The organism is Streptomyces sp. JH14 (assembly GCF_029428675.1).
Taxonomy (GTDB): Bacteria; Actinomycetota; Actinomycetes; order Streptomycetales; family Streptomycetaceae; genus Streptomyces.
The window spans coordinates 423,810-440,869 of the sequence record NZ_JAJNEL010000001.1; the positions used below are offsets into that span (position 1 = coordinate 423,810).

The window sequence follows — 17,060 nt, forward strand, 5'->3', positions numbered from 1 at the left end:
GTGGAGGCGGCCGGACCACACTCAGGTCAGCCGGTCGAACGGGCCGCCGGGCTCGGGTACTCCGGCGTCTGCGCCCCGGTCCTCGCCCGGATCAGCAGCCGACGGCCACCATCGGCATTGCGGGCCGGGTGAGTCAGGACATGGCCACGTGACGAGATGGCGCGCCAGGGACAGGCATCCAGATCGTCGAGCGCGTGTGCGCGTTCCATGCGGGCGATCCTGCCGGGCAGCTCTGGCCCACCGGTCGATGGCAGCGACTCGACCGGACGCGAGGACGCCTCGCGCGGCGGCCTCCCACTACCTTGGCCTCCGGAAAGGGTCACCGGCACCGATCGGGGAGAGTCACGCATGTCGCGGTATCACGAGATGAAGTTCCGGGCCGTCACGTCGTTCCAGCGGCGGATCGGCAATCCGCTGATCCGCCGGCTGCCGCATCAGACGCTTCTGGAGACCACCGGGCGCTCGTCCGGGCTGCCGCGCCGGACACCGGTCGGCGGACGCCGCGTCGGGAACGAGTTCTGGCTGGTCTCGGAGTACGGCGAGAAGTCGCAGTACGTACGCAACATCCAGGCCGACCCGCAGGTCAGGGTCCGGATCAAGGGACGATGGCACGCCGGGACCGCGCACCTCGTCCCGCAGGACGACGCCCGTGCGCGGCTCAGGACGTTGCCGCGCCTGAACAGCGCCGCCGTCCGGGCGGTCGGCACGAATCTGCTGTCCGTACGGGTCGACCTCACCGGCTGACCGGGCCGGCCCCCGAAGGAACCGGCCCGATCTCCCTACCAACGGTGGTGGATCTCCGCACGGATGCGGCGGTCGTAGAGGTCCCGGACCGCGTCCAGGGTGCTCTCAGGGAGCGGCGGAAGCGACGCGGCTGCCGCATTGGCGCGGGCCTGGTCCACGGAGCGCGCGCCGGGGATGACGCTGGTGACGCCGGGCTGCTGGATGATCCAGCGCAGTGCGGTCCCGGCCGGTGTCGCCCCTTCGGGTGCGAGTCCGGCGAACTCCGCGGCCGCGGCCACCCCGGTCTCGTAATCGATGCCGGAGAAGGTCTCGCCCTGGTCGAACGCCTCGCCGTGGCGGTTGTACGTGCGATGGTCCTCGGGGGCGAAGACGGTGTCCTTGGTGTACTTCCCGGAGAGCAGTCCGGAGGCGAGCGGGACCCGCGCGATGATGCCCACACCGGCCGCCCGGGCGGCCGGGAGGACTTCGTCGAGGGGCTTGAGACGGAACGGGTTGAGGATGATCTGGACGCTCGCGACGCCGGGGCGGGCGATGGCGGTGAGCGCCTCGGCGCACGTCTCGACGCTGACCGCGTAGGCGGCGATCCGCTGCTCGGCGACGAGGGTGTCGAGCGCGTCGTAGACCTCGTCCGAGGAGTAGACGGCGGTGGGCGGGCAGTGCAGCTGCACGAGGTCGAGCGTGTCGACGCCGAGATTGGCCCGCGAGCGGTCGTTCCAGGCACGGAAGTTGTCGAGGACGTAGTTCTCCGGAACCTGGTCGGCGCGACGGCCCATCTTGGTCGCGACGAACACGTCCGCGTCCGGGCGGTCCTTGAGATAGCGGCCGATGAGCTGTTCGCTGCGACCGTCGCCGTACACGTCCGCCGTGTCGAAGAACGTGACGCCCGACTCGACGGCCGCGTCCAGGACGCCGAAGGCGTCCGCCTCCTGGACTTCGCCCCAGTCACCGCCGAGCTGCCAGGTGCCCTGTCCGACGACGGATACGTTCCGGCCGGTCCTGCCGAGTGTGCGCTGTTCCATGGGGATCATGCTACGCCGGTACAGGTGGGCGGCCGGGCAGGGCACGGGTCATGCCCGCCCACCCTTTCGCCGTCCGTCGAAGTCCATTTCTTCGAAAGGAGTTTGGCCGCGCCGGAAGGGATGCCGTTACAGTGGCTGTCGGCTGCGACCGGCGAACGAGGAGTTCCTGCCCTGAACGGACACGCGGACGGACACCTGCTGGCAGTCAGCGACCTGCACGTCGCCTACGCCGACAACCGTGACATCGTGTCGTCCCTGCGCCCCGGCACCGACGCCGACTGGCTCATCGTCGCGGGCGACGTGGCCGAGAAGGCCGCCGACGTCGAGCAGGTGCTGAAACTGCTCAGCGGACGTTTCGCCAAGGTTGTCTGGGTCCCCGGGAACCACGAGCTGTGGACCCACCCGAGCGACCCCGTGCAGCTGCGCGGCGAGGCACGCTACCTCCATCTGGTCGAGCTCTGCCGCGGCCTGGGCGTCGTCACCCCCGAGGATCCGTATCCGGTGTGGGAGGACGCGAACGGGCCGGTGACCGTCGCGCCGCTCTTCCTGCTGTACGACTACACGTTCCGCGCCCCTGGTGCGACCACCAAGGACGAGTCCCTGGAGATCGCCCACCGGGCCGGGATCGTCTGCACCGACGAGTACGTCCTCCACCCCGACCCGTACCCGACGCGCGACGACTGGTGCCGTGCGCGGGTACGGGAGACCGAGCTCCGGCTGGCCGGCATCCCCGACGACCACCGCACGGTCCTGGTGAACCACTATCCGCTGGTGCGCGAACCGACCGATGTGCTGCGGCACCCGGAGTTCGCGCAGTGGTGCGGTACGGAACTCACCCGCGACTGGCATCTCCGCTTCCGCGCCGCTGCCGTGATCTACGGGCATCTGCACATCCCCCGGGTGACCCATTACGACGGAGTGCGGTTCGAAGAGGTGTCGATCGGCTACCCGCGCGAGTGGCGGGCCCGCCCGGCACGCGAGCCACTGCGCAGGGTCCGGCTGTCACCACCGCCGCCCGGCGACATCTCCTGACACCAACGGCCCGCCGGTAGTTCTGTGCTCGCCGGCAGGGGCAGGACCCGGGGTCTCGGCAGCATCCTTCGTTCAACTCTTGTTCTCAACAGGCCCTGACACAGCGGCTGTTGTCTCATCTATTGACGTGTCCGAATCAAGAGAGAAGTATCTCCCCCAGCCTGAGAGCGCTCTCATGCTGCGCGTCGTGCACCCGCATCACGACCCAGGAGACATACCCCCATGTATGCACCCCCCGCACCCCCCAGACCTGTCCGTTCGGCGGACCGACGGCGTACCGGCGTTCTGGCCGTCGTCGCCGGTCTCGTCATCTCACTGCTGGCGTTCGTCCCGGCCGTCCCCGTGAGTGCGGCAACCGCGCTGCTGTCGCAGGGCAGAACGGTGACCGTCTCCAGCGAGGAGAACGCCGGCACCCCCGCAGCCTCCGCCGTGGACGGCAACGACAGCACCCGGTGGTCGAGCGCCTTCTCCGACCCGCAGTGGATCAAGGTCGATCTGGGTGCCTCCGCCTCGGTCTCCCAGATCGTGCTGAAGTGGGAGGCGGCCTACGCCACCGGCTACCGGATCGAGTTCTCCACGGACAACAGCACGTGGACCACCGCCTACTCCACCACCACCGGCCCCGGCGGCACGGAGACCCTGAACGTCTCCGGCACCGCACGCTACGTCCGGCTGACCGGCACCACCCGGGCCACCCCGTACGGCTACTCGCTCTGGGAGTTCCAGGTGTTCGGCACCACCGGCGACACCGGCGGCCCGCAGATTCCCGGCGGCGGCGACCTCGGACCCAATGTGCTGGTCTTCGACCCGTCGACGCCCGGCATCCAGGCCAAGGTCGACGAGATCTTCAAGCAGCAGGAGTCGGCGCAGTTCGGTGACGGCCGCTATGCGCTGCTGTTCAAGCCGGGCACGTACAACAACATCAACGCGCAGCTCGGCTTCTACACCTCCATCGCGGGGCTCGGTCTCAAGCCGGACGACACGACGTTCAACGGTGACGTGACCGTCGACGCCGGCTGGTTCAACGGGAACGCCACGCAGAACTTCTGGCGCTCGGCGGAGAATCTGGCGCTCAACCCGGTGAACGGCACGGACCGTTGGGCCGTGTCGCAGGCGGCGCCGTTCCGGCGGATGCACGTCAAGGGCGGGCTCAACCTGGCGCCCGACGGCTACGGCTGGGCCAGCGGCGGCTACATCGCCGACAGCATGATCGACGGCCAGGTCGGACCGTACTCCCAGCAGCAGTGGTACACCCGCGACAGCTCGGTCGGCGGCTGGACCAACGGCGTCTGGAACATGACGTTCTCCGGAGTCGAGGGCGCACCCGCGCAGAGCTTCCCCGACCCTCCGTACACCACGCTCGACACCACCCCGGTCTCCCGTGAGAAGCCGTTCCTCTACCTGGACGGCGCCGAGTACAAGGTCTTCGTCCCGGCCAAGCGCACCAACGCGCGCGGCGTCTCGTGGAACGGCACGACGCAGGGCCAGTCCATCCCGCTCAGCCAGTTCTACGTGGTCAAGCCCGGCGCCACCGCGCAGACCATCAACGCGGCGGTGCAGCAGGGCCTGCACCTGCTGTTCACGCCCGGCGTCTATCACGTGGACCAGACCATCGACATCGACCGGGCGAACACGGTCGTCCTCGGACTGGGACTGGCGACGATCATCCCGGACAACGGCGTGACCGCGATCAAGGTCGGCGACGTGGACGGCGTGAAACTCGCCGGTCTTCTGATCGACGCCGGACCGCAGAACTCCTCGGTGCTGCTCCAGGTGGGCCCCGACGGCGCGTCGGCCGACCACTCCGCCAATCCGACCACGGTCCAGGACGTGTTCGTCCGGATCGGCGGCGCGGGCGCCGGCAAGGCCACCACCGGCATGGTCATCAACAGTGACGACACGATCGTCGACCACACCTGGATCTGGCGCGCCGACCACGGCGAAGGCGTCGGCTGGGAGACCAACCGGGCCGACTACGGGCTGCGGGTCAACGGCGACGACGTCCTCGTCACCGGCCTGTTCGTCGAGCACTTCAACAAGTACGACGTGCAGTGGTACGGCGAGAACGGCAGGACGATCTTCTTCCAGAACGAGAAGGCGTACGACGCGCCGAACCAGGCCGCCGTCCAGAACGGCACCGTCAAGGGGTATGCCGCCTACAAGGTCGCGGACTCGGTCAACAACCACGAGGGCTGGGGCCTGGGCAGCTACTGCTACTTCAATGTGGACCCGACGATCCGCCAGGACCACGGTTTCGAGGCCCCGGTGAAGTCCGGGGTGAGATTCCACGATCTCCTGGTGGTGTCCCTGGGCGGCCAGGGACAGTACGAGCACGTGATCAACAGCACGGGGGCGCCCACGTCGGGAACCTCGACCGTTCCCTCGACGGTGGTGTCCTTCCCCTGAGGAGGGTCCGGCCAGGAACTCGTGAGGTGAACGGATGACGTGGGGCCCGGCAGCGACTGCCGGGCCCCACACCCGTGCGGCGCCCCCACCGGCTGCGCGGGGCGGAACGCGGCGGGGCGGCGGGTGGACACCGCGCCTACGAGGTCGCGATGGCCGGAAGCTCCGGCCGCTGCCCCGCCCGTTCCGATGCCGTGCGCAGGGTCAGAACCATGGTGAGACCGCCCCCGGGCGTGTCCTCGGCGGCCAGTGTGCCGCCCATCGCCTCGGTGAAGCCCCGGGCCACCGCGAGGCCGAGGCCCACGCCCGCGCCGCGCGGCACGTCACCGTAACGCTGGAAGGGTTCGAAGACACGGTCCTTCGCCTCGTCCGGTATGCCGGGGCCGAGGTCCACGACCCGCAGTTCCACGCGGTCGGCGATGGCGCTGGCCGACACCAGCACCGGTCTGCCCTCCGGGCTGTACTTGACGGCGTTCTCCACGACGTTGGCGACCGCCCGTTCGAGGAGTCCCTTGTCGACGGCGACCATCGGCAGATCCTCCGGGATGTCCAGCGTCGCGCTGCCCTCGGGCACGCCGAGCAGTGCCATCGGCACCACCTCGTCGAGGTCGATCTCACGGATCAGCGGAGTGACGGTGCCGGTCTGCAGGCGTGACATGTCGAGGAGGTTGCCGACCAGATGGTCCAGCCGGTCCGCGCCCGCCTCGATGCCTTCGAGGAATTCGGCCCGGTCCTGCTCCGACCATTCGATGTCGTCGGAACGCAGCGAGGTGACGGACGCCTTGATGCCCGCCAGCGGGGTGCGCAGATCGTGGCTGACGGCGGCGAGCAGGGCGGTACGGATGCGGTTGCCCTCTGCCAGTCCGCGGGCCTGCTGGGCCTCGGTCTGGAGGCGCTGGCGGTCCAGGACGACGGCCGCCTGCGCGGCGAACGCGGCCAGCACCCTGCGGTCCTCCGCGGGCAGCACCCGGCCGTAGAGCGCGAGCGCCATGTCGTCGCCCACGGGCATGTCCACATGGGCCTGTTCGGGACGGCCGACGGGCCTCGGACCGACACTGCCCGCGCAGGTCCACGGCGCGACGTCGTTCTCCCGCTCCAGCAGAGCCACGGACTCCATCGAGAACGTCTCCCGGACCCGCTCCAGCAGAGCGTCCAGCGTCGTCTCGCCACGCAGGATGCTGCCCGCGAGGAAGGAGAGGATCTCGGACTCGGCACGCAGCCGGGCCGCCTGTTGGGTACGGCGGGCCGCGAGGTCCACGACGGAGGCGACGGAGAAGGCCACACCCACGAAGATCGCGATGGCCACGATGTTCTGCGGATCGGCAATGGTCAGTGTGTGGATGGGCGGGGTGAAGTACCAGTTCAGGAGGAAGGAGCCGAAGACCGCGGAGGCGAGCGCGGGCCGGAGCCCGCCGAGCAGGGCGGCGCTGACCGTCAGCGACAGGTACAGCAGCATGTCGTTGGCCAGCCCCACTTCGGGAGCGAGGCTGCTGAGGAGGACGGTGAGCAGGGCGGGTCCGGCCACCCCGGTCAGCCAGCCCCAGATGATCCGGGAGCGGCCGAGCCGGGTGCTCCGGGTCATCGGCAGTCCACGGCCCTTGCCCATCGCGTCGTGGGTGACGAGGTGTACGTCGAGGTCGGGGCCCGAGTCGCGCGCGACCGTACCGCTGACACCGGGTCCGAACACGTACTGCCAGGACTTGCGGCGGGACACCCCGAGGACGATCTGTGTGGCGTTGACGCCACGGGCGAACTCCAGCAGCGCCGAAGGGACGTTCTCCCCTATGACGTGGTGAAAGGTACCACCCAGGTCCTCGACGAGGGTGCGCTGGTCGGCGAGTTCCTTCGGGGACGCGGAGCTGAGACCGTCACTGCGGGCGATGTACACGGCCATCAGTTCGCCGCCCGCGCCCTTCTCCGCGAGCCGGGCGGCACGGCGGATCAGCGTGCGGCCTTCGGGGCCGCCGGTGAGGCCGACGACGATGCGTTCACGCGAGCCCCAGATCTTGGAGACCCGGTGTTCGGACCGGTACTCCTGGAGGTACTCGTCGACCCGGTCGGCGGTCCACAGCAGCGCCAGCTCGCGCAGGGCGGTGAGGTTTCCGGGGCGGAAGTAGTTGGAGAGTGCCGCGTCGACCTTGTCGGCCTTGTAGATGTTGCCGTGGGCCATCCGGCGCCGCAGCGCCTGGGGCGACATGTCGACCAGCTCGATCTGGTCGGCGTGCCGGACGAATTCGTCCGGCACCGTCTCGCGCTGGCGCACACCCGTTATCGACTCGACGACGTCGCCCAGCGACTCCAGATGCTGGATGTTGACGTTGGAGACGACATCGATACCGGCCTGGAGGAGCTCCTCGATGTCCTGCCAGCGCTTGGCGTTGCGCGACCCCGGGATGTTGGTGTGGGCCAGCTCGTCGACGAGGGCCACGGCGGGCCGGCGCGCGATCAGCGCGTCGACGTCCATCTCGGTGAAGACGGCGCCGCGGTACTCCACCTCCTTGCGCGGCGTCTGCTCCAGGCCGTGCAGCATCACTTCGGTACGCGGCCGGCTGTGGTGCTCCACGAACGCGACGACGCAGTCCGTGCCGCGCTCGACCCGTCGATGGCCCTCCGAGAGCATCGCGTAGGTCTTGCCCACGCCCGGAGCGGAGCCGAGGTAGATCCGGAGCTTCCCGCGTCCCATGTTTCCCGCCCGATCGTCAGGGCTCGAAGCGGTACCCCATGCCCGGTTCCGTGATCAGATATCGCGGACGGGAGGGGTCCGATTCGAGTTTCCGCCTCAGCTGGGCCATGTAGACCCGCAGATAATTGGTCTTGTTGCTGTACGACAGGCCCCAGACCTCCTGGAGCAGCTGCCGTTGTGTGATGAGCCGCCGCGGGTTGCTGATCAGGAACTCCAGCAGATGCCATTCTGTCGGAGTCAGCCGGATCTCGCGTCCTGCTCGGGCGGCCTTCCTGGCGACCAGGTCCACGGTGAAATCGGCTGTGGTGATCGTCTCCGGCTCGCCGGAGTGCGGTGCGGCTTCGGTCCGGCGGACGGCGGCCCGGAGCCGGGCCAGCAGTTCGTCCATGCTGAACGGCTTGGCGATGTAGTCGTCGGCGCCCGCGTCCAGCGCGGTGACCATCTCCTCGGATCCGCGCCGCGCTGACAGCACGATGATCGGTAAGCGCGTCCAGCGGCGCACGCCCCTGATCACTTCGAATCCGTCGGTGTCGGGGAGACCCAGATCGAGCAGGATCACGTCCGGCCGCCGTTCGGCGGCGAGCCCGAGGGCGGTCCTCCCGTCGGGTGCGGTGTCCACCTCGTACGCGCGCGCCTGCATGTTGATCACGAGAGCCCGTACGAGCTGGGGGTCGTCCACCGCCACCAGTACGCGTGTCATCGGCGGCCGGTCGCGGCGCCGGCCGACGAGTATGCAGGCCGGGCTGCGGGCCCTGCCATGGGTTCCTCCTCGATGAGCCTGGAGAGTCATGGACCCCGGTGCGGGAGGCGGGCCGGGGCTCGACTGCGACGCTATGCCCGGTGACCTGGGGGTCCGCCCTCCCTTGACGCGATACTGACGGCCATCGGGGCGCCACTGACGGGATACTGACGCGCCTGCCGTACTCCTGACCGGCGACGACGTTCGCCCCCGGCCGCCGGACGGGTGACGACGTGCTGGATACTCGCTGCTCGTCGTACGCCGATCGGCAGGAAGAGCACACATGACTGGCATGCACGAGCCCGATCCGGTCGGATCCGGACCGGGACAGGTCACGCTGCGGGAACGGAGCGGGGGGCGGGCCTGGCTGCTGGAGGGGCTGAGCGAACAGACGGCACGGCACCCGGGGCCGCACGGCACAACGAGCCCCGAGCACAAGGGGCACTCCTGGTGGCGGGTCATGTGCCTCACCGGTGTGGACTACTTCTCCACCCTCGGCTATCAGCCGGGCATTGCCGCACTGGCCGCCGGGCTGCTCTCGCCGCTGGCCACACTGGTGCTGATCGCGCTGACGCTGCTGGGCGCGCTGCCCGTCTACCGCAGGGTGGCCAAGGAGAGCCCGCACGGCGAGGGTTCGATCGCCATGCTGGAGCGCCTGCTGCCCTGGTGGGCGGGGAAGCTCTTCGTGCTGGTGCTCCTCGGGTTCGCCGCCACCGACTTCATGATCACCATCACGCTGTCGGCGGCCGACGCCTCCGCGCACGTCGTGGAGAATCCCTTCGCCCCGGCCTGGATGCACGGCGAGAACATCTGGATCACCCTGGTCCTGGTCGCCGCCCTCGCTGCGGTCTTCCTCAAGGGCTTCCGGGAGGCGATCGGCATCGCGGTGACGCTCGTCGCGACGTACCTGCTCCTCAACGTCGTCGTCCTGGCCGTCTCCGCCTGGCAGGTCCTCACCCATCCGGTCAGGATCGGCGACTGGACGGACGCCATGACCCTCGAGCACTCCTCACCGCTCGCCATGGTCGGTGTCGCGCTGCTCGTCTTCCCGAAACTCGCGCTGGGCATGTCCGGATTCGAGACCGGCGTTGCCGTAATGCCTCAGGTGGCCGGGGACCCGACGGACACGTACGAGAATCCCGCGGGCCGGGTCCGCGGCACCCGCAAGCTGCTCACCACGGCAGCCCTGATCATGAGCTGCTTCCTGCTGCTGTCCAGCCTCGCCACCACGATCCTGATCCCGCAGGGCGAGTTCAAGAGCGGCGGGCAGGCCAACGGCCGCGCGCTGGCGTACCTCGCGCACGAGTACCTCGGCGAGGCCTTCGGCACCGTGTACGACGTCTCGACGATCGCCATCCTCTGGTTCGCCGGTGCCTCGGCGCTCGCCGGACTGCTGAACCTCGTACCGCGCTATCTGCCGCGCTACGGGATGGCGCCCGAGTGGACCCGGGCGGTGCGGCCTCTGGTGCTGGTGTTCACGGCGATCGCGGTGTTCATCACCGTGTGGTTCAACGCCGATGTGGACGACCAGAGCGGCGCCTACGCCACGGGCGTGCTGGTCCTCATGCTGTCGGCGTCCTTCGCGTCGACGGTCGCCGTGCACCGGCGCGGCCACCGGTGGGCTGCCGTCGGCTTCGGTGCGATCACCGCCGTCTTCGCGTACACCCTGGTCACCAATGTGGTCGAACGGCCCGACGGCATCAAGATCGCCTCGTTGTTCATCATCGCCATCCTGCTGACGTCGTCCGCCTCCCGGGTGCACCGCGCCTTCGAACTGCGTGCGGCTGCGGTGACCTTCGACGAGAACGCCCTGCGGCTGATCGACGAGGCGGCGGCGGCCGGGCCACTGCGGATCATCGCCAACGAGCCTCAGGAGCACAGCACGGTCGCCTACCGCACGAAGGAGTACAGCCAGCGCGAAACGACCCACATCCCCGACGGCCGCCCTGTGCTGTTCCTGGAGGTGTTCATCCAGGATTCCTCGGACTTCACCGCCGCGGTGACCGTCCACGGCGACGAGAAGCACGGGGTACGCAGGCTGCGCATGGAGAGCGCGGTGGTACCGAACACCATTGCGGCGGTACTGATGGAACTGCGCAACCGCACCGGGGAGGTCCCGCACGCCTACTTCAACTGGACCGAGGGCCACCCGGTCAGTCATCTGCTGCGCTTCCTCGTCTTCGGCGACGGCGAGGTCGCACCGGTCACCCGGGAGGTACTGCGCCGGGCGGAACCCGACCCGGCGCGCCGGCCCCGCATCCACGTCGGCTGAACCGGTCGGTCCCGGGGTCCCGTCCGGCCGCCGTCGTCATCCTCGCGGCCGGACTCAGCCGGCCGGCGTCCGGCCCGCCGTGTCCAGCGTGGCGCCGGCCTGGTCGGCCAGGGTCACCGCGACCAGCCGGGCCTGCAGGTCCGGTGCGGTTCCCGGCGCGGGATCGAGCATGAACCTGCCGAGGTAGTGGCCCTGCCCACTGACCCGGAGCTCGATCTCGCCCTCCGGCCAGCCGTCGCGCTCGACGTCCCAGCGCCTGCGTCCGACGGACACACTGCCGTCCTGCTCCAGCCGCGGTGGCCGGCCCAGCAGGGTTCCGTACTCGAAGCGGCAGCCCCGCAGCTGCAGCAGCTCCGCGAGTTCGTCCCGCACATGGGCGGCCACCGCGTCGGCGGAGGTCGTCGCCTGCGCCAGCTCGGCGGTGCCATGGATCCGGGCGAGATGGCCCGCATCCGTCACGGTGATCACCTGGAGCCGCCTGACCCGGACGGCCAGTTGCGAGACGAGCAGGCCGACGGCCAGCAGGAGCACAGCCGTTCCGATGTCGTCGTCGCCGTTGATGGTGAACTGCTGATACGGCGGGGTCAGGAAGAAGTCGAACCAGGCGGCGGCGGACAGCGCGGCCACCGCGCCCGCGATGCGGCTGCCGAACGCGGCAACCGCGACGACGACGACCACGAGGATCAGAGCCGCATTGGCGTTCGACAGGTCCGTGCGGAACGGCACCAGCGCGAGGGCGACCAGCAGCGGCGCCACCAGCGCAGCCGCGAGCGCAAGCCGGTTCCGGAGCGAGTGACTGCTCATGCGGCACCTCCTGCATCCAGTCTGTCCCCCTTCGCCCCGGCGGCGAACGGCGTTGACACGGCCCTGACGCGTCCGTCACCCGTTTTGATGGCGCACTGACAGCGAGGCGGCGCCCATGGCCCGTACACGGACGCGCTCGGCACCTCCGTCGGCATTCCGGGCGGATTCGTCGCGTACCGTACCGGTCCGGTCACGTGACGTCACTGTCCGCGACCCCGCTCTCCGCGTCCGCAGCGGGGCGCTGGTGCGGTTCGGCTCGTCCCGAGGGCCGACACCGCTGATGATGAGAGTGAGGGCATGACGCGCATGGACGTAGCCCGACGGTTCACTCCGGACATGGGAGGTGACATGGACGTCGACACCACGATGGGCGACGAGGTCTACCAGCCGGACGGCTCGGAGGTCCAGGACGATGCAGGCCTGCTCGATGCGGCCGACACCCTCGACGACCGGGCCGGCGCAGACCCGTTCGACACGGGCTATTCGCCCCCGGAGCGGCCGTGGGGCGTGGAACACCACGGTGTCACGGCGGCCGAGCAGCACGAAGGGGAAAGCCTCGACCAGCGCCTCAGCGAGGAGGAGCCGGAGCTGCCCGTCCCCGACGGGGACGAGATCGGCGATGTGCTGGACACCGACGGCGAGGTGCGTGACGACGAGGTCGGGGGCCTGCGGGCCGGACGGCTGGTCGCGCCCGACGAGGGCGCGCACGAGGACGACGAGAAGGACATGATTGCCTTCGACATCGGCATCGACGGCGCCGCGGCGTCCGCCGAGGAGGCCGCGATGCACGTGGTCCCCGCCCCGGAAGGTCTGTAGGCCCCCACCGCACCACCGGCCGCGCTCCACAGCCGGTGCGGGCCGCTGAGGTCCGCCCCTGGACCGGCCGCGCCCCTGCCACCCACCTCACGCCCGGTCAGGAACGGGACGGCCGCGGGTGGTCGGACCCCTGCGCTGCGTTCTCACCATGGCCGTGCCGGCGCGCCCGCTCGGTGAGCTTCCCGCGACGTACATCACGTGCCTGCTCGACGGCGCCGAGCCGAACGACGACGTGGCCAAGCGGCTGAGCAGCGAGCACTGGCGGCTGGTCGAGATGGACACCGGCCACTGGCCGATGTTCTCGCAGCCGCGCGAGCCGGCACGGATTCTGCTCCGGTCGGGCACGGACTCCTGAGGTCCGGTCGGCGGTGGACGCCGGGCTCAGGCCAGTCTCAAGTCGATGAAGCGGACGCTGTCACCCGGCAGCAGGTATCGCTCGACTTCGACGAATCCCTGGGCCTGCGCGAACCGCAGCCCGTCCGGATTGGATTCCAGGACCACCGTCTCGATGACGTCGGCGCCGAGCTCTCGCGCCTGCGCCAGCCCTCGTACGTAGAGTGCCCGGCCGAATCCCTGTCTCCGGTGAGCCGGGAGCACCCTGGCGATCACCGTGGCCACGGATGCTTCGCTCGTGGGCGGACGCAGGGTCGAGCAGCCCACAAGGACGTCGCCCAGATACGCGACCTCCAGCCGGTTGCGTCGGACGCGCTCACGTACCTCGTCGAGAGAGAGCACGGCTGTGGGGATGATCGTGTTGTGGACGTGCTGCCAGTCCCGCAGCAGGGCATCGCCGTCCACCTGCTCGATACGAAGATCAGTCATCGCAGCAGGAAACCGCGCGCCTTGTGGGACGTCAACCTCGGCAGCATCCGGCACGTCATGCCGTCGGCCGGTCCGGCCGCTACGCCGCTGCGCGGGAGAGGAGTTCGGCCCGGCTGATGGGATCGGTCCCCGTCGCCGGGACGGTGCAGGCGTGGGCCCCGGCAATCGCACCGTACAGGCCGCATCGCTGCGGCGGCTCGCCGGCCAGACGGCCGAAGAGATAGCCGGCCGCGAACGCGTCGCCGGCCCCGTTGGAGTCCACTGCAGGCGCCGGGGGCGTGACCGCCGGAATGTGGGTCAGCTCGCCACCGATCAGCTGATGAGCGCCCTCGGCTCCCGCTGTGACAACGACCGCTTCGGCCCGGCCTCGTTCGGCGATCCGCCGCATGGTCTTCTCCGGGTCGGCGAGGGCCGCGGCCGACAGGAAGACCACGTCGGCCTCGTAGGCGAAGGCCTCGTGGTACGCGTTGACGCCGTCCCAGTCGTGCAGGTCGGTGGAGATGGTCACGCCCGCCTCACGCAGCGTGGGCAGGGCGTGGGCGCAGGGATAGGTGATGGAGACGTGGGCGTGGCGGCTGACCGACGCCAGGGCGCCCACCGTTTCCGTGGGCAGCCGGTCCGCTTCCCGCGAGCGGCTGTTGTCGTACAGCGACAGGCGCCGCCCGTCGGGGCCGACGAGATTCACCGCGCGCTTGGTGCCGGCCGGCTGCGGAATGCCGGTGAGCGCAATGCCCCGGTCGCGGTGCAGCGCGCGGACCAGGCTGCCCGCGTGATCGTCGCCGATCATGTCGATGTGATGGGTGCGCAGCCCCAGTGCGTGCACCCCGAGCGCCACGAAGTCGCCGGTCTGTCCCGCCCGTGTTTCGATGGCAGGCACCATGTGGCTGTCGGCGTATGGGAGCGGCAGCTGCGGGACGTACACCAGCGTGTCCACGCCGGCACCCCCCAGGACGAGGATGTCGGTCTCGATGCTCAACGGCTCTCCTGAAGGTGAGGAAGTCCGGGCAGCGTAACGGGTGCTGCACCACGGCGAAGAGCACGGACCCGGTCACGGCATGACGGTCCCGTCCCCTTGCCGTCGGCCGGGGCCTCTGCTTGACTCCGCGCGCCGGGCCACCAACTCACGGGCGGAGAAAGCCACATGGAGATCACCCGCAGACGTCTGCTGGCCGCCCTGTCGGCCGCCGGTCTCCTTTCGGTACTCCCCGCCCGGCCGGCGACCGCCGCCGACGTCGCCGCGGACAGCGCCCGCCTGCTGGCCAACACCGTTGCCGTCCTCGCCGGGACCGCCGCGTCCAACTCCCGTCCCGAGACGGCCGCCAAGCTCGCCGCAGTGGACAAGGCGGCACGGTCGCATCTCGCGTCGATGGACGCCGCGGTCGAGGGCGAGCTGTTCGCCGGTCTGAAGCTCGGCGGGAGCGAGGCCGTCCTCAACACCGCCTTCCAGCGGCTGTACGAGATCGCCCTCGCCACCCGCACACCACCGGGCGGGGCCGCCTCCGACCTCTACGGGAACACCGCCGTTCAGCGCCGTGTGCTCGACGGCCTCGGATGGCTGCACGACCACTACTACGGCGACCAGTCCACGGGCTACTACGGCAACTGGTTCTACTGGGAGATCGGCCTCTCTCAGCACATCAGCAGGACGCTGGTCCTTCTCGCCGACGAAGTGCGGGCCTACCGCCCGGGCCTCGTGGACACGTTCGTGGCCTCCATGGACGCCTACCTGCGCAACGGTGTCGACGGCGACGTGAATCTCGATTCGCGCTTCCACACCGGCGCCAACCTCGCCGACATCACCACCAACCGCATCCTGCAGGGCGGTCTCCTCGGCGACGAAGCCCGTATCCGCAAGGCGCTCACCGACCAGCTGACGGTCTTCGCCACCATCGACCCGTACCACCTCGCGCACGGCGTCACGGACGGCTACTACGCGGACGGGTCCTTCATCCAGCACGCCTCCGTCGCCTACACGGGCTCGTACGGAAAGGGCCTCCTGACCCGCGTCGTGCAGACCCTGAAGATCACGGACGGCACGGGATTCGCGTACGGCGAGGAGCTCGTGCCGGCCGTGCGGAGCTGGGTGCAGAACGGCTTCGCCCCGCTGATCTTCGAGGGCTGGATGATGGAGATCGTCAAGGGACGGGCGGTGTCACGTCCGGACAGCGGGTACACCGATGTCGGTGTGGTCGTCGAGGCCGTCGTCGATCTGTCCTCGCTGGCGAGCGGCGACGACGCCATGGCCCTCAAGAGCTACGTCAAGTACGTCGGTTCCACGTCACGCGGCACGCTCGATCCGGGGCGCTTCGTCTCGCCGGTCAGCGTCGTGCGGTACGCCGACATCATCGGCGACGCCTCCGTACCGGCCGCGGATCTCAATGCGGCCTCGCGCAGCGTCGCCTTCAACGCCATGGACCGGCACGTGCACCGCAGGCCCGGTTTCGCCTTCGCGCTCGCCCGCAGCTCGGACCGGATCAGCAAGTACGAGTACATGAGCGGCGAGAACCTCATGCCGTGGTTCCAGGGCGACGGGGCGTACTACCTCTACCTCTCCGGTCAGGACCAGTCGCAGGCGTACGGCGTCGACTACTTCACCACGGTCTCGCCGTACGGTCTGGCCGGTGTCACCGCTCCGGTGGAGGAGCGCCGGACCGTCCCCGAGCTGTACGGGACCCCGTACTACGACAACCCCGGGCATGCGCTGAACTTCACCTCGTCGTCGGAGTCCCAGAACACATACGTCTACTTCCCCCGTGGCACCGATCCCCACTCCGGCGGCGCCGTGCTCGGGGCGTACGCCGCGGCCGCGATGGTGCAGTCCAGCGACGTCGGCGTGCGCGACAGGCATCTCCTGCCGGACGACTTCGTGGTCTACCGCAATGCGACGGCCACCAAGTCGTGGTTCCTCCTCGACGAGGAGATCGTGGTGCTGGCCGCAGGTGTCGGTGACCCTGCCGGGCGCGCCGTGACCACGGCCGTCGACGCCCGCACCGCCTTGCCCGCCGACCGGATCTCGCTCACCGGGATGTTGCGCGACGGCCGCCCCTGGACCGGCGCGGGCACCGGTGACCTGCGCTGGCTGCGGTACGCCAACGCCACGCAGCACACCGCCGTCGGCTATGTCTTCCTCGACACCCCGGAGGTCCGCGTCTCCCTGGACGAGGTCGTCCGCAGCCGCCGGGTCGTCCGCACGTCGAACCCGGACACCATCGTCACCCGTACCGTGCTCGGCGTGACGGTCGACCGGGCGCCCGGGGCCGGACCCATGCGCCTGGCCTACGCGCTGGTGCCGAACGCGGCCGAGGCGCAGCTGGGACCGTACGCGAAAGGGCCGCTCACGGTCCTGGCCAACTCGACGCGCGTGCAGGCCGTCTCCCATGCCGGCCTCGGTCTGACGGCGGCCAACACGTTCGCCGCCGGCCACCACGAGGCCGCGGGCCTGCGCATCGACGGACCGGCCTCGGTGATCGTGCAGCGCCGCGGGCACCGCGGCCCGACCACCGTCGCCGTGTCCGACCCGACCATGGGCCGGGACACGGTCGGTGTCGTGATCCACGGACGGTCGCTGCGGAAGGTCTCGTCGGACGACGGGGTGCGTGTGAGCCCGGTCCACGGCGGCACCCGGCTCGACTTCGACACCCGGCACGCCTACGGCCGCAGCTTCACGGTCACCCTGCAGGGCTGACCGCACCACTGTCCGTGACCCTGGACCGGCGGCGTCACGTC

Annotated in this window: 13 protein-coding genes and 1 pseudogene; 7 read left to right on the forward strand and 7 right to left on the reverse strand. The window is 69.9% G+C overall.

The features are described 5' to 3' along the window. Positions 1–26: 26 nt before the first annotated feature. The gene (locus tag LRD69_RS01875) at positions 27–209 is read right to left on the reverse strand and encodes a hypothetical protein (protein ID WP_277324792.1); all 183 of its coding nucleotides are present in this window, start codon (positions 207–209) and stop codon (positions 27–29) included. Between the two features lie 139 nt (positions 210–348). On the opposite strand from LRD69_RS01875, the gene LRD69_RS01880 reads away from it, so the two are divergent. Further along, the gene (locus LRD69_RS01880) at positions 349–744 is read left to right on the forward strand and encodes a nitroreductase family deazaflavin-dependent oxidoreductase (protein WP_277324793.1); all 396 of its coding nucleotides are present in this window, start codon (positions 349–351) and stop codon (positions 742–744) included. Positions 745–779: 35 nt separating this feature from the next. Here LRD69_RS01880 and LRD69_RS01885 read toward each other — a convergent pair whose 3' ends face one another. Next, a complete protein-coding gene (locus LRD69_RS01885) occupies positions 780–1,772 on the reverse strand; it encodes an aldo/keto reductase (protein WP_277324794.1) in 993 nt (330 codons plus the stop codon). Between the two features lie 111 nt (positions 1,773–1,883). Between LRD69_RS01885 and LRD69_RS01890 the strand changes: the two genes are divergently transcribed. Both LRD69_RS01890 and LRD69_RS01895 read left to right on the forward strand, forming a co-directional pair. Then, positions 1,884–2,795: a metallophosphoesterase gene (locus LRD69_RS01890; RefSeq protein ID WP_277324795.1), complete on the forward strand. Its 912-nt coding sequence runs from the start codon at positions 1,884–1,886 to the stop codon at positions 2,793–2,795. Between the two features lie 222 nt (positions 2,796–3,017). Beyond that, complete coding sequence (locus tag LRD69_RS01895) at positions 3,018–5,201, forward strand: discoidin domain-containing protein (protein WP_277324796.1); 2,184 nt, start codon at positions 3,018–3,020, stop codon at positions 5,199–5,201. Between the two features lie 136 nt (positions 5,202–5,337). Here LRD69_RS01895 and LRD69_RS01900 read toward each other — a convergent pair whose 3' ends face one another. Together LRD69_RS01900 and LRD69_RS01905 are read right to left on the reverse strand one after the other, a co-directional pair. Further along, positions 5,338–7,881 carry a sensor histidine kinase KdpD gene (locus tag LRD69_RS01900; RefSeq protein ID WP_277324797.1) on the reverse strand — a complete coding sequence of 848 codons (2,544 nt, stop codon included), beginning with the start codon at positions 7,879–7,881 and terminating at the stop codon, positions 5,338–5,340. A 16-nt stretch (positions 7,882–7,897) separates the two neighbouring features. Further along, on the reverse strand, positions 7,898–8,581 hold the full coding sequence (locus tag LRD69_RS01905) for a response regulator (protein ID WP_277324798.1): 684 nt from the start codon (positions 8,579–8,581) through the stop codon (positions 7,898–7,900). Positions 8,582–8,903: 322 nt separating this feature from the next. Here LRD69_RS01905 and LRD69_RS01910 point away from each other — a divergent pair, with 322 nt between their 5' ends. Further along, positions 8,904–10,892: an amino acid transporter gene (locus tag LRD69_RS01910; RefSeq protein WP_277324799.1), complete on the forward strand. Its 1,989-nt coding sequence runs from the start codon at positions 8,904–8,906 to the stop codon at positions 10,890–10,892. 54 nt (positions 10,893–10,946) lie between these two features. Here LRD69_RS01910 and LRD69_RS01915 read toward each other — a convergent pair whose 3' ends face one another. Then, entirely contained in the window at positions 10,947–11,696 is a 750-nt protein-coding gene (locus LRD69_RS01915; RefSeq protein ID WP_277324800.1) for a DUF4118 domain-containing protein, read from the reverse strand. A 348-nt stretch (positions 11,697–12,044) separates the two neighbouring features. On the opposite strand from LRD69_RS01915, the gene LRD69_RS01920 reads away from it, so the two are divergent. Continuing rightward, complete coding sequence (locus LRD69_RS01920; protein WP_277324801.1) at positions 12,045–12,512, forward strand: DUF5709 domain-containing protein; 468 nt, start codon at positions 12,045–12,047, stop codon at positions 12,510–12,512. Positions 12,513–12,663: 151 nt separating this feature from the next. Further along, positions 12,664–12,867, forward strand: a pseudogene (locus tag LRD69_RS01925) (alpha/beta hydrolase); the annotation flags it as partial. Positions 12,868–12,893: 26 nt separating this feature from the next. Here the strand turns inward: LRD69_RS01925 and LRD69_RS01930 are convergent. Continuing rightward, complete coding sequence (locus LRD69_RS01930) at positions 12,894–13,334, reverse strand: GNAT family N-acetyltransferase (protein ID WP_277324802.1); 441 nt, start codon at positions 13,332–13,334, stop codon at positions 12,894–12,896. A gap of 79 nt (positions 13,335–13,413) precedes the next feature. Further along, positions 13,414–14,310 (reverse strand): adenosine kinase, encoded by an 897-nt coding sequence (locus tag LRD69_RS01935; protein ID WP_277324803.1) that lies wholly within the window; start codon positions 14,308–14,310, stop codon positions 13,414–13,416. 165 nt (positions 14,311–14,475) lie between these two features. Here LRD69_RS01935 and LRD69_RS01940 point away from each other — a divergent pair, with 165 nt between their 5' ends. Continuing rightward, entirely contained in the window at positions 14,476–17,019 is a 2,544-nt protein-coding gene (locus tag LRD69_RS01940; protein WP_277324804.1) for a polysaccharide lyase family 8 super-sandwich domain-containing protein, read from the forward strand. Positions 17,020–17,060: the final 41 nt, after the last annotated feature.

Excerpts from the sequence above, each read along its gene's own strand:
- LRD69_RS01895 (WP_277324796.1), top strand. The coding sequence starts at position 3,018 with ATGTATGCACCCCCCGCACCCCCCAGACCTGTCCGTTCGGCGGACCGA.
- LRD69_RS01930 (WP_277324802.1), bottom strand. The coding sequence starts at position 13,334 with ATGACTGATCTTCGTATCGAGCAGGTGGACGGCGATGCCCTGCTGCGG.
- LRD69_RS01940 (WP_277324804.1), top strand. The coding sequence starts at position 14,476 with ATGGAGATCACCCGCAGACGTCTGCTGGCCGCCCTGTCGGCCGCCGGT.
- LRD69_RS01920 (WP_277324801.1), top strand. The coding sequence starts at position 12,045 with ATGGACGTCGACACCACGATGGGCGACGAGGTCTACCAGCCGGACGGC.
- LRD69_RS01885 (WP_277324794.1), bottom strand. The coding sequence starts at position 1,772 with ATGATCCCCATGGAACAGCGCACACTCGGCAGGACCGGCCGGAACGTA.
- LRD69_RS01900 (WP_277324797.1), bottom strand. The coding sequence starts at position 7,881 with ATGGGACGCGGGAAGCTCCGGATCTACCTCGGCTCCGCTCCGGGCGTG.
- LRD69_RS01890 (WP_277324795.1), top strand. The coding sequence starts at position 1,884 with ATGCCGTTACAGTGGCTGTCGGCTGCGACCGGCGAACGAGGAGTTCCT.
- LRD69_RS01875 (WP_277324792.1), bottom strand. The coding sequence starts at position 209 with ATGGAACGCGCACACGCGCTCGACGATCTGGATGCCTGTCCCTGGCGC.
- LRD69_RS01880 (WP_277324793.1), top strand. The coding sequence starts at position 349 with ATGTCGCGGTATCACGAGATGAAGTTCCGGGCCGTCACGTCGTTCCAG.
- LRD69_RS01910 (WP_277324799.1), top strand. The coding sequence starts at position 8,904 with ATGACTGGCATGCACGAGCCCGATCCGGTCGGATCCGGACCGGGACAG.
- LRD69_RS01915 (WP_277324800.1), bottom strand. The coding sequence starts at position 11,696 with ATGAGCAGTCACTCGCTCCGGAACCGGCTTGCGCTCGCGGCTGCGCTG.
- LRD69_RS01905 (WP_277324798.1), bottom strand. The coding sequence starts at position 8,581 with ATGACACGCGTACTGGTGGCGGTGGACGACCCCCAGCTCGTACGGGCT.